We start from the raw sequence: 11,902 nt of genomic DNA, 5'->3' as shown, positions 1-11,902 counted from the left end.
ATGGTGGACAGGTAATGGATGGAGAGATTTCTTGTATGCAGTTTTGAAGGTACATACCAAAAGACATGAGACAATGCTGTATGGCATTGTTTTTTTGTTCTATCTTAAAGTCAGTGGTATAATGTGAGTTTTCTTCAAGTATTATACAGTTGAAATCAATATCCAGTGAGGGTATAATATAAGCAGAGTCAAGATAAAAGGAGGTTTGCACATGTTAGATAAAAAAGTAGTTGATTTAATAAATAACCAGATAAACAAAGAGTTTTTTTCCGCATATCTGTACTTGGAATTTTCCAACTTCTATTATGATATGGGATTAGAAGGATTTGGTAACTGGTACAAGGTTCAGACACAGGAGGAAAGAGACCATGCGATGCTGATGATACAGTATCTTCAGAACAATGGAGAGAAAGTGGTCCTGGAGACAGTGGACAAACCGGATATACCGCTTGATGATGCAAAGGGCGTACTGGAAGAAGGATTGAAGCATGAAAGATATGTGACTAATCTGATTCACAATATTTATGATGCCGCGTATTTGGTGAAAGATTTCCGGACTATGCAGTTTTTAGACTGGTTTGTAAAAGAACAGGGTGAAGAGGAAAAGAGTGCGGAAGATCTCATCAAAAGGTTTGAACTGTTCGGAGAAGATGCAAAGAGTCTCTACATGCTGGACAGTGAACTTGGGACAAGGACGTATACCGCTCCGTCACTCGTATTATAAGAAGCAGTGTATATAGGACAAGGCCTGATGGAAGTATTGCTTCTTTCAGGCCTTATTCTTCGTTGCGCAACAGGAACTTGTCCCGCTTTTTAAAATAATTCAGTTCATCCGTAGTTACGGTAAGGAGCTTTCTCAGAGCTTCCCGGTCTTCCATGCGGTTTTCGGATATGACAGCCTTCATGCAGATAGGTGTAACCCCTTCAAATGTAAGGCCTACCCAGAAACCAGCCAGATAGCCGTTCCAGTTAATATACGGCAGACTGGCAGTAAAATACATCTGGTCCAGATTATTTTGATAATTAGTAACGATAAATGAAAAAGTCGTATCTGTACCAAAACCTTTACCTATATAGACCAGACAGGACTTGTTCAGGCTGTCGGGAATTCCTCCGTAATAAAGTGTTATCTGCCAGTCGTCATCCTTCTTAGCCAGACTGAGATAGGATTCTGTAATCTCCCGATTTCCACTGCCCTTAAATATGTAAAAATACAGGGTTGAAGAGGTGAACGGCATATGTCCGTCATTTACAGATTCTTTCCGTATATCGTCAATAAGACAGTAGATTGGGATGCAAAAGACATCAGCAAACTCATACAGTGTCTCTATATCCATTATAATCGTACCGTTTTCATATTTGGATATGGTCGCTTTACTTTTATTCATTTTTGCGGCCAGCGTTTCCAGTGTCATTTTCTGCTGTTTTCGATAAAATCTGATGCGTTCTCCTACACGTTTTATTCTGTTTTCCAAAGTCTTTCCTCCGTTCTGGCGCCATAAGATGACAATTTAAAGTTTCGTCATAATATTCTTTTTATCATTTTATTGATTCTAAACGATTCTGTCATACTTCGTCTTATAAGATTATTTCTTTATACGAAATTTTATAGACAGAAGATTTCGTTTCATGATACATGCCGCTGTTTGACTTTCTGCTCAAATCCAATAATAATATTAACAATAAGAAGAAGGTTCTTATATTATATCATATCAATGTCAGGAGGAAAACGATGGATATAACGAATGCAGACATTTCCAGCCTGCAGGATGAGATGGATAAAGGCCGACTGAATGCAGCGGATCTGACGATAGCATATCTGAAACGTATTCAGCAATACGACCAGAGCGGACCAAAGATTAACTCCGTTGCGGAACTGAATCCGGATGCAGTTTCTATGGCAGAAGCGCTGGACAGGGAGCGTGCCATATCTGGTTCCAGAGGACCGCTTCATGGCATTCCTGTCTTGCTGAAGGATAATATCAGCACAGGGGACAAGATGCATACGACAGCGGGAGCGGTCGCCTTAAGTGATAATTTCGCACGCAAGGATGCACCTCTTGTGGAACAATTGAGAAAGGCGGGTGCTGTTATACTTGGAAAGACAAATCTTTCGGAATTTGCCCGTTATATCGCAAGTGAGTTCCCTGACGGCTATTCCTCACGATGCGGTCAGGTGAAAAATCCTTATGATTCCTCCTTTCCCGTCTCCGGTTCCAGCTCTGGTTCAGCCGCCGCGGCTGCAGGAAGTTTCTGCAGTGCGGCTGTCGGTACAGAGACCGCGGGATCTATCACCTTTCCTGCTATATTAAGCGGAATCTGCGGCCTGAAGCCAACGGTAGGACTTATCAGCCGTTCTGGCATCATTCCCATCTGCGGGCAGGATACGGCCGGTCCGATGGCAGCAACGGTCACAGACTGTGCGATACTGCTCGGCGGCATGGTCACAGGGCCTGATATTGACGACCCGGCAACCGGATGTACCGAACATCTCACACATAGAGATTACAGGAAGTTTTTAAAAAAGGATAGCCTGCTGGGATTGAGAATCGGCGTTAACCGGGTATGGTCTGAAAAGGATTCTTTTCCCAGGGACAGTACAGATATATTTGAAGAAGAGCTTTCTCTTCTGCAGAAGGCGGGCGCTGAACTGGTTGACTGCGATATCCCGTTCACGGGCCTTCAAAGCGGGATATTAGGACAGGCTACAATGCTGTATGAATTTAAGTCAGCACTTAATTATTATCTTACCCGTTATGCCACAGGACAATGCCGCTCTCTGGCAGATATCGTGGCCTATAACGAGCAGCATGCCAACACGGCATTGAGATACGGCCAGGACTTGCTGCTTCTGGCACAGAACCAGACGACGGGACGTCTGGTGGAAGGCGCCTACTGGTCTCAAAAGCTGAGAGCGGTAGAGGAAGGGCGGCATGCCATAGATGATTGTATGAGCCGACATAAGCTTGATGTCATCACAAGCCCCTGCTACTCTAATCTGCCGGCAATCACTGGTTATCCATCGATGGTCGTTCCAATGGGGCTTTCACAAAGCGGTATTCCGACTGGGATATCTTTTTATGCAAGTGCATTTCAGGAGGGGAAAGTCCTGCGTGCGGCCTACGGGTATGAACAAGTGTCTAAGCGGCGGATACCGCCTGCTTTCGACAGATAAAATACACGATAAGAAGTTAGGAGGTTTGGGAATGGACAGCAAACAAGAAAAAAACTCTCTATTTGAAGAAGATGCTTTCAAATCGGTACCCCAAAAGGAACGTCATGGCTGGTGGAAGACATCTTTTATCTGGGCCGGAAGTTCTATCTGCGTACCTACGATTATGGTCGGTGCGCTCATGATCAAGGGACTTTCTTTTGCGGAAATGATTCTCGCGGTAATTATCGGTACGGTGCTGCTCTCAGCCGTATTCTGCCTGCAGGGGATGGAGGGAACCGATACCGGGCTGCCGACCGTCGTGCTGGCCCGCTCGGCGTTCGGCAGGGAAGGGGCCGGAATAATTATTTCCTTTATCCTGGCGACGACGCTCATATGCTGGACCGGCAGCGACTGTCAGATTGCGGGAGAATCATTTATCCAGATATTGACACTGAATAACATCCACTGGAACCGTGAAGCGACCATCATCGTTCTTGGCATCATCATGCTGACAGTCTCCATCCTGGGAGAAAAGATCATATCGAAGCTGAACATAATTGCTGTTCCGGCGCTGATTCTACTGTGTATCTACGGCATGGTTACGTGTCTGCAGGATATATCGTTTATGGAACTTGTCAAAGCCTCGCCTGTCGAGCCCATCAGCCTTGCGGAAGGGGTGGCGATGGTGTTCGGCATGCAGGCGGTAGGCAGTACCATATCACCTGACTACCACAGGTTCTGCCGCGACAGGAAAGGCTCTTGCCTGGCGGCTGTCGTGGGCATCATTCCCTACTGCCTGTTCCTGTTTATCGCAGGATCTGTCATGGGCGCGGCCACGGGAGAATCTGACATTTCCGTCTTGATTGCCAGACTTGGACTTCCAATCATAGGCCTGATGATTCTCGTTCTTGCCACATGGACGACGATGGCCTGTGATGCCTATACCGGCGGCCTGGCAATCACAAGCCTGCTCCATCTGTCAGGGAAAAAACGTGCAGCAGCAACGGCGGTAGCAGGAATCGTAGGCATCATGCTGGCGGTGTTCGGCATTATGAATTACTTTACGAATTTCCTGGATTTGATGGCAAGCTGCATACCTCCGGTAGCAGGAGTCATGATTACGGACTATTGGCTGTTAAAACATGGTAAAGTCGAAAACTGGGAAGAGCGTCCCGGCTTCCACTGGAGCGGTATCATATGCCTTGTCTGCGGCGTGCTCGCAGCCCTGTTCCTCCCTTTCGGCTTTTCTACCATCAACGGCATACTCGTCTCCGGCATATTGTACTTCCTGACGATGAAATTAACGAGCGGAAATGCATCACGAAAATAATAAATTATTTAGGAGGAAAGGTTTATGTCACGTATTCTTCACAGACAAGATTTTATAGAAATGTGCCACGGCGCTGTACTTAGAAGCGACGGGGGCGACTATCCGCTGCAATATGCAATTGAGGAAATAGAGCGGATAGACAGGGAGAAGCCGATAGAGATTGAACTGGTCGATGTAGATGAGATGGAGGAAGACCTCTATGCTGTAACAGTAGGAAAACTGGGACCGGTATCCACAAATGCAGCTGTCTGCCATGATTCCCGGGATGGAATCATAGCACTTCGCAAGATGCAGGAGCTGATGGAGGCAAAGGGAAAGAAGATAGGATATCTCTACACGCTGGAGCATGACTGTATCCAGCTCCCCTATTTCCTGAAGGTTGCGTCGGAGGCTGGCATTCCTCTCTTAAATGCGGATTCCTGCGGCAGATCGGTGCCGACGCTTGGCAATATCCTGACCTGTGTGTACAGACATCCGATAAGCCCTCTCGTCTATGCGTCCATATATGGAGAAAGCGTAGTAATCGAGACACCAGATAACTGTGATACTGCTACAATGGAATTAATCGGAAGAAGTATCGTAGTTGCTTACGACAATATCCTAATTGCATACTGTCTGCCGCCTCTGAGCAAAGCAGACTGCAAGGAGTGCCTGGTAGCCGGTTCCGCCACAAGCCTGCAAGAAACCGGAAAGGCGCTGCTGCGAGCGAAAGCGGAACATACAGACCCTGTCCGGGAAGTCCTGAAGGTGCTGGATGGCAAATTCTTCTGCAGGGGAACGGTTTTGGAGAAGGAATGGGTGTGCAGGGAAGGTTTTGACTTTGGCAGGACCACGATTGATACAGGAGACGGGACATATACGCTTCTTGTCCAGAATGAGAATCTGGCTCTCAAAGACGACTCCACAGGAAAATTGCTGCTGACCGCGCCTGACTCTATCGGGATGATTCATCTTGGCAGAGGAGAGGGGATTACGAATGATGAACTGGAGGCAGGAATGGAGTTGGCCATTATCGGCATCAAAGCCGCGGAACCCTGGTACCGTATTCCGGAAGGCTTCTCGTGCTGGAATGGCGTGTTCCATAATATCGGGCTAGACAATGTAGAGCATGTGCCGTTTGAAGAATGACAGGCCCCTTCAGGCAGGTACGGTTTATAAAGAAGGAACCCATCGGGATGGTTATGATATGCCTCCGGATGGGTTTCTTTTGTAGTGGAAGGACAACGACTCTACCCGTATCATTCCGTTCTGGCATCCGCAGGGTGCGGAAAGAAAGCGACCCCGGAGAACCTGCTGAATGATGTGAATAAGAATCTGAAGGAGGTGAAGTCTGTGTCCGCAAACATGAACGTGACAGCGGAGATGGAAGCGGAGTCACAGACGGCAGGCATCTCTATGGATATGGACGTCGAATCCACAAAGAAGCCGGCTGCGACACATATGAAAGGGAGCTTGAGCTTCAAGGTCAGCGGTTCTGACATGAGTACGGATGTGGAAGTATACGCCGTAGAAGAGGACGATGAGCTGGCCGCATATACTTACGCCAATGGCGAATGGTCAAGATCGAGCAGCGAAGATGTTGAAAACGCAATCGATGAAAATGTCTTCAGATCTATTGGAAAAGCACATGAGTCGTTTGAAAAGAAAGAAAAGCTCGTTGATGTGAATGACAAAGAATGTTTTGAACTCGAAGGCGAGGTGGAAGGAAAGGTTCTCAGCGCGGTCATCGGTGAAGGGATGCTGAATTCTTTCGATCCGTCAGGCAGCCTGATTGACGATAAGGAGCTTGCAAAAAAGCAGATTCCATGTACGATTGACATTTACAAAGATACAATCCTTCCTGCCAGGATCCATGTGGATCTCAAGGAGATAGCAGAAGAGATATACGGTGAATCATCCGGCGAGCTGGAAGTAAAAGACTATTACGTTGAAATCAATTATCATGAATACGATAAAGTGGATAAGATCAAGGTTCCCGGGGAAGCACTGGAAGCGACAGCAGGCAGCAGTTCTTTTGATTTTGGCACCAGCGCCGAAGACAAAGGAGATAAGGCTGATAAAGCCGGCAAAAAGAATACTCCCGCAAAGCAGAGCAAAGAGCTGAAAGAGGAATGGAACAGCTACACGGTACAGATAAATGACAAAGTCGTGACGCTCCCATGTAAGGTGGAAGAATTAGAGGCAGCCGGCCTTGCGCTTGACACCGAAGATACTGCAGAAGATTATGCAGTCAACTTTCCGGGCGGCATCCAGATTGGGTCCGGAGAGGCCGACGTGCTGAGCAAATACGGTGAGACAGACGATGAATATAAAGATGAAAATTACTGCTCCTATTCGTGGTATGAAGATGACAGCTATGATAACAGATGCCAGATACAGCTGGAGACAGAAGGGAAGACTGTTAACCAGATGACCCTTATCTGCCACGATTAAGCGAAGCGGTAGCCGGGGGCTGTGTTGCGCTGCAGGCCAGTACCGTCACACAGCTATCCCCACCCGTGCAAGTAAAGCAGATGCTCCATACCCATCGGCGTCCACGTTACTTACGACGATTATCAGATTCGTTTCATTATCTCATCTAGAAGGCACATGGCTACGTTCTCCTTGTCCATGATGCCCAGTTCCGTCTGGGTATCCGGGGTGATGAATGTGACTACATTCGTGTTGCCCGCAAAGCCCGCGCCTTCTTCTTTCAGATTATTGGCTACGATCATGTCGAGATGCTTGTTGACAAGCTTCTTTCTGGAATTTTCAACCATATGCTCTGTCTCCATAGAGAATCCACAGAGGAACTGGCCGGGTGCTTTGTGTTCTCCGAGGTATTTCAGTATATCGTCCGTACGCTCGAGGGGCAGGGACAGTTCGCTGTCTGACTTTTTCACCTTTTCTTCACTTACCTGTGCCGGCCGATAGTCAGCAACTGCCGCAGCCTTTATGATGATGTCTTTGTCCTGGCTGTTGGAGGTCACGGCACGGAACATGTCCAGGGCGGAGATGACGGGAATCGTGTTCACGAACATCGGAGGTTCCAGAGCGGTCTGTCCGGTGACTAATGTGACGTCCGCTCCGCGGAGCATACAGATTCTGGCAATACTGTACCCCATCTTTCCGGAGGAATGATTCGTGATGAACCGGACCGGATCGATTGCCTCCTGGGTGGGACCTGCCGTGACGAGGACCCTGAGGCCAGCCATATCCTGAGGCAGTGCACAGCTCCTTAATACATATTGCAGCAACGTATCGGGCTCCGGCATCTTTCCGCTTCCGGTGTCTCCGCATGCAAGCCGTCCTCTGGCAGGAGATACCACTTCCATCCCGTATTTTTCAAGCAGCTTAAGGTTGTCCTGCGTAATTGGATTTTCATACATGCGTGTATTCATGGCAGGTGCGATAATCTTCGGGCACTGGCAGGCGAGGACCGTGGTTGTCAGCATATCGTCCGCCAGCCCGTGCGCAATCCGCGCGATTACATTAGCCGTTGCAGGGGCGAGGATGACAGCGTCCGCCTTCTTGCCCAGCGCCACATGTTCCACATTAAATTCAAAATTACGGTCAAAAGTATCTGTTATACATTTGTGGCCGGTCAATGTCTCAAAGGTGACAGGATTGATAAAGTTTCTGGCGTGTTCTGTCATGAGCACGTGTACTTCCGCACCCGTCTTTACGAGCAGGCTTGCGAGAGAAGCACTTTTATATGCGGCAATTCCGCCTGAGACGCCTAGAAGTATGGTTTTTCCTTTTAAATTCATAATATTGATCCTTTCCGTACGAACTTTTTATCTTATTATACTTCTTATTATATAGAAATGAAGTGTTGAATGCAAATTAATACTTGCTGACTGATTACAGATAATGCTATAATTACAACGTAATTGTATTGTATCTCCGCTGACGGAGAATGATAACAAGGAGGAATTGAATAATGAGAGAAAGAAAACATGACACTCGCTGGATGGTCAGTGTTGCACTTATGGCGGCTATCGTCATCGTACTGGCGAATACGCCGCTCGGTATGATTCAGCTGCCGATTATCAAGGCGACAACTGTACACATTCCGGTAATTATCGGAGCAGTGCTGCTTGGTCCCGGTGCGGGAGCGATATTAGGCGGCGTGTTCGGCATCTGCTCTCTGGTGAGCAACACGATGGCACCAACTCTGCTGTCATTTGCCTTTTCACCATTTATGAGCACGACCGGACTAGCAGGTGCGGCCAAGGCGATTTGGATATCTGTGGGATGCCGCATATTGATAGGCATTGTGGCCGGATGGCTCTGGATTCTGCTGACCAGGTGGAAAGTCAGCCAGATGATTGCACTGCCTGTCGTAGGCTTTATCGGTTCACTGGTGAATACGGTTACAGTCATGGGCAGCATATATGTATTGTTCGCCCAGCAGTATGCGGATGCGAAGCAGGTAGGGATTACAGCTGTATGGGGACTGATCATGGGAACGGTGACCGCGTCAGGCATTCCCGAAGCGGCAGCGGCAGCGGTACTCGTACTGGCGCTTGGCAAGGTGCTCATCCAGGTGATGAAGAAGATGAACTTCGGCATGTTCAGCGCGCAGGCAGTGCGGTAGCATGTCCGCTTGCGGCTGGATAGCTTATAGGATAGAATTTAACCGGCAGTTGAGAATTGCCGGAAGGCCAGGTATCGATAATTCTGATACCTGGCTGTTTTATTACAAGCGATTTCCTGGAGTGCAATCGCTTATTCAATCAGAACCAGCATATTGAAATATTTTCCGGAACGGAAGGGACGTTTCAGCTTGTATTACGAGTGGTAAAGGCTTACAATGAAAGCAATATACTGAAGACGTAAGAAGAGGGAAGATGTATGGCTGCTGATAATATATTTGAGAATGAACTGTTTGGAAATATCCTGAACCGCTTATATACTAATATTTTCGTGACCGATATGGAGACGGACAAAATCGTGTATATGAATGATGTGATGAAAGAGACGTTCGGGCTTGATAATCCGGAAGGGCATGCATGCTGGCAGGTACTGCAGAAAGGGATGCAGGGCAGATGCAGCTTCTGCAGGATAAAGGAGCTCATCGGTGAAAAGGACAGGAAGCTGTGCATCTGGGATGAGCATAATGTGCTCACAGGACGCGTCTACAGGAATTATGACAGCCTCATCGAACTGGACGGCAGGACGTATCATATACAAAATTCCATGGATATTACGAACCGTATGACATTTTCCGAGACTGCGAATATTGACGAGCTGACAGAACTGTGGAACAGAAGGGCAGGGAAGGAGAAGCTGCGGCAGCTTCTCGAGCAGGCGAAGAAGGAGAAGAAGACGGCGGTCGTCGCCTTGTTCGACATCAATGAACTGAAGACCGTGAATGACCGCTTCGGCCATCTGGAGGGGGACCGGCTGCTGCGGTATACGGCGCTGGCCGTCAGGGAAGCGCTGAAGGAGAAGGACCTGGCCCTGCGGCTGAGCGGGGATGAATTTGTAGTCGCTTTCTACGCAGAGAGCGGCCGGGAAGCGGACAGCAGCATGCGCCGGATACAGGGCAGGCTGAAGGAGATGGAGAGGCAGTATAAGCTGTCTTACCGGATGAGCTTCAGCTATGGGCTGATGGAAGTCTATCCGGAGGACAGCTATACGGTTACCCAGGTCATTGCCAAGGCCGACAGCCAGATGTATATACAGAAACGCAGATATCATATCGAACAGGCCCAGAGCAGGCTGTCAGTTACGGATTACGGCAAGGAGACCTCCTTCCAGTATGACAAGGACCATCTGTACATGGCGCTTACCGCCAGCACGGATGATTATATATTTGTAGGAAATATGAAGACGGGCGTATTCATGTATCCGCCTGCCATGGCGGAAGAATTCGGACTTCCGGGACTGGTACTGGAGAATGCGGCTGCTTTCTGGGGCGGCCTGATTCATCCACATGATGAGAGCAAGTTTCTGGAGAGCAACCAGGAGATTGCAGACGGCAGAACGGAATACCATAATATTGAATACCGGGCCAGAAATGTACGGGGGGAATGGATATGGCTCCGCTGCCGGGGGAAGATGGTTAGAGATGTCCAGGGGGTGCCGGAACTGTTTGCCGGTTTTATTACCAATCTGGGCAAAAGGGAACAGATAGACCATATGACAGGGCTGTATAACAGGTTCAAGTTCGAGGGGACAATCAAGAAACATCTTGTGGACGGCAATAAAGTAAGCCACATGGGCATCATGATTCTGGATATGGACACGTTCAAGGATATCAACGATCTCTATAACCGGTCTTTTGGGGATCAGATTCTTCGTATCACCGCGGAAAAGATACAATCCATACTGCCAGAGAACGCGTCGGTTTTCAGGCTGGATGGGGATGAGTTCGGGGTAGTGATACTGAACGGAGGAGAAGACGGATACATACGGCTCTTTACAGACATACAGAAGGAACTCGACCGGCAGCAGGAGTGGAACGGCATAAAGTACCACTGTACCATGTCCGCAGGCTATGCCGTATATCCGAAGGATGCGGATAACTACCTGGATCTCATGAAGTATGCCGATTATGCGCTGGAAGACTCTAAACGGCACGGCAAGAACCGGCTTACCGTATTTTCGAGGGACATTATCTTCGAGAGGACGAGGCGGCTTAAGCTGACAGAACTGCTCCGGGAGTGCGTTGGCAGGGGCTTTGCAGGCTTTGATGTATATTACCAGCCCCAGGTGGAGTCTGAAGGCGGCAGGCTCTATGGAGCCGAGGCGCTGGCCAGGTGGAACTGTCCGGGGTACGGCAGCGTCTCCCCTGTGGAGTTCATTCCTTTGCTGGAAAAGAGCGGCCTGATCGTGGAGTTTGGAAGATGGGTATTCAGGAAAGCGGCAGTCCAGTGCCGTGAATGGAGGAAGATATGCCCTGATTTCCGAATCAGCGTCAATCTGTCCTACATGCAGGTCATACAGGATGACGTCGTATCCTTCGTAAGCTCGGCCCTTGCTGAAGCGGGTCTTGAACCGCAGGCGGTGACGCTGGAACTGACAGAATCTTATCTGGCGAAAGAAGATGAGCTTGTCAGGATTTGTATGGACAATCTAAAAGCCAAGGGGATACAGATCGCCATGGATGATTTTGGAAGCGGCTATTCTTCACTGAGGTCTTTGAAGTCCATACCAGTTAACATAGTGAAGATTGACCGGGAATTTGCAGCTGGCATCACCTCAGATGCATTTAACATGTCGTTCATCCGGGCCATAACGGAATTATGCCACAAGGTCGGTAAGTCGGTCTGCCTGGAAGGCATAGAGACGCAGGAGGAGTACCAGATGGTAATGGACTGCGGCCTGGAGCTTATACAGGGCTATTATTTCGGAAAGCCCGTGAAGGCAGATGATTTTTGTAGGTTTGTCAAACATTTGTTACAGTGACCGTAAATAATCCTTTAAGACCT

General features: G+C 48.4%; 9 protein-coding genes. 7 read left to right on the top strand and 2 right to left on the bottom strand.

Features of this window, described 5'->3' with window-relative positions; translation table 11 throughout:
* Positions 1 to 211: 211 nt before the first annotated feature.
* Positions 212 to 724: a ferritin gene (locus HJV72_RS18495; RefSeq protein WP_208073286.1), complete on the top strand. Its 513-nt coding sequence runs from the start codon at positions 212 to 214 to the stop codon at positions 722 to 724.
* 52 nt (positions 725 to 776) lie between these two features.
* Here the strand turns inward: HJV72_RS18495 and HJV72_RS18490 are convergent, their stop codons facing one another.
* Positions 777 to 1,475 carry a helix-turn-helix domain-containing protein gene (locus HJV72_RS18490; RefSeq protein WP_208073283.1) on the bottom strand — a complete coding sequence of 233 codons (699 nt, stop codon included), beginning with the start codon at positions 1,473 to 1,475 and terminating at the stop codon, positions 777 to 779.
* A gap of 257 nt (positions 1,476 to 1,732) precedes the next feature.
* Between HJV72_RS18490 and HJV72_RS18485 the strand changes: the two genes are divergently transcribed.
* The 4 genes from HJV72_RS18485 (at position 1,733) to HJV72_RS18470 (ending at position 6,917) form a co-directional block, all read left to right on the top strand.
* Entirely contained in the window at positions 1,733 to 3,175 is a 1,443-nt protein-coding gene (locus tag HJV72_RS18485; RefSeq protein ID WP_208073281.1) for an amidase family protein, read from the top strand.
* A 31-nt stretch (positions 3,176 to 3,206) separates the two neighbouring features.
* Positions 3,207 to 4,484, top strand: a complete 1,278-nt coding sequence (locus HJV72_RS18480; protein ID WP_208073279.1) for a cytosine permease — start codon at positions 3,207 to 3,209, stop codon at positions 4,482 to 4,484.
* Positions 4,485 to 4,508: 24 nt separating this feature from the next.
* Entirely contained in the window at positions 4,509 to 5,612 is a 1,104-nt protein-coding gene (locus HJV72_RS18475) for a DUF917 domain-containing protein (RefSeq protein ID WP_208073277.1), read from the top strand.
* Positions 5,613 to 5,696: 84 nt separating this feature from the next.
* Positions 5,697 to 6,917, top strand: coding sequence for a DUF6612 family protein (locus tag HJV72_RS18470; RefSeq protein ID WP_208073275.1), 1,221 nt, complete (start codon positions 5,697 to 5,699; stop codon positions 6,915 to 6,917).
* Positions 6,918 to 7,039: 122 nt separating this feature from the next.
* Here the strand turns inward: HJV72_RS18470 and coaBC are convergent, their stop codons facing one another.
* Positions 7,040 to 8,233: a bifunctional phosphopantothenoylcysteine decarboxylase/phosphopantothenate--cysteine ligase CoaBC gene (coaBC, locus tag HJV72_RS18465; protein WP_208073273.1), complete on the bottom strand. Its 1,194-nt coding sequence runs from the start codon at positions 8,231 to 8,233 to the stop codon at positions 7,040 to 7,042.
* Between the two features lie 173 nt (positions 8,234 to 8,406).
* On the opposite strand from coaBC, the gene HJV72_RS18460 reads away from it, so the two are divergent.
* Positions 8,407 to 9,063 (top strand): ECF transporter S component, encoded by a 657-nt coding sequence (locus HJV72_RS18460; protein ID WP_208073270.1) that lies wholly within the window; start codon positions 8,407 to 8,409, stop codon positions 9,061 to 9,063.
* A 257-nt stretch (positions 9,064 to 9,320) separates the two neighbouring features.
* Positions 9,321 to 11,879 (top strand): putative bifunctional diguanylate cyclase/phosphodiesterase, encoded by a 2,559-nt coding sequence (locus tag HJV72_RS18455; RefSeq protein ID WP_208073268.1) that lies wholly within the window; start codon positions 9,321 to 9,323, stop codon positions 11,877 to 11,879.
* Positions 11,880 to 11,902: the final 23 nt, after the last annotated feature.

It is taken from the genome of Extibacter sp. GGCC_0201 (assembly GCF_017566055.1).
In the GTDB taxonomy this organism is placed as follows: Bacteria; Bacillota; Clostridia; order Lachnospirales; family Lachnospiraceae; genus Extibacter.
Note: the sequence above shows the minus strand (reverse complement) of the source record. Positions and strands in the feature narration are given on the sequence as shown.

Excerpts from the sequence above, each read along its gene's own strand:
- HJV72_RS18495 (WP_208073286.1), top strand. The coding sequence starts at position 212 with ATGTTAGATAAAAAAGTAGTTGATTTAATAAATAACCAGATAAACAAA.
- HJV72_RS18485 (WP_208073281.1), top strand. The coding sequence starts at position 1,733 with ATGGATATAACGAATGCAGACATTTCCAGCCTGCAGGATGAGATGGAT.
- HJV72_RS18480 (WP_208073279.1), top strand. The coding sequence starts at position 3,207 with ATGGACAGCAAACAAGAAAAAAACTCTCTATTTGAAGAAGATGCTTTC.
- HJV72_RS18475 (WP_208073277.1), top strand. The coding sequence starts at position 4,509 with ATGTCACGTATTCTTCACAGACAAGATTTTATAGAAATGTGCCACGGC.
- coaBC (WP_208073273.1), bottom strand. The coding sequence starts at position 8,233 with ATGAATTTAAAAGGAAAAACCATACTTCTAGGCGTCTCAGGCGGAATT.
- HJV72_RS18460 (WP_208073270.1), top strand. The coding sequence starts at position 8,407 with ATGAGAGAAAGAAAACATGACACTCGCTGGATGGTCAGTGTTGCACTT.
- HJV72_RS18455 (WP_208073268.1), top strand. The coding sequence starts at position 9,321 with ATGGCTGCTGATAATATATTTGAGAATGAACTGTTTGGAAATATCCTG.